A 285-nucleotide genomic window follows, 5' to 3' on the forward strand; every position below is an offset into this window, starting at 1 on the left:
GAATTTTTCTCTCGACCGGCTTGAACGCTGGAGCGGTGGCGTGGCCGCCGCGGCCCTGGCGGCAACGCCCGAAGACTTGTCGGCCCGCTTCAGCGCGGCGGCAGGCGTGCTGCTTGGCTCGGATCGTGTCTATGTTGGCTTCTATCGTCGCGATATAACGTCCCTGACCATCGACGATGCCGGACCCGATCGCTGGAACCGCGACTATGATGCGCGCATCTATCGCCAGGATCCCTTCTTTCAGAGGTTCGCCAGCACCAGACAGGATTTCCTGCTGCCCTTGTC

General features: G+C 62.1%; 1 pseudogene. It reads left to right on the forward strand.

Features of this window, described 5'->3' with window-relative positions:
• Positions 1-40: 40 nt before the first annotated feature.
• A pseudogene (locus EN857_RS34265) lies at positions 41-285 on the forward strand (LuxR family transcriptional regulator); the annotation flags it as partial.

It is taken from the genome of Mesorhizobium sp. M4B.F.Ca.ET.214.01.1.1, assembly GCF_004791545.1.
GTDB lineage: Bacteria > Pseudomonadota > Alphaproteobacteria > Rhizobiales > Rhizobiaceae > Mesorhizobium > Mesorhizobium abyssinicae.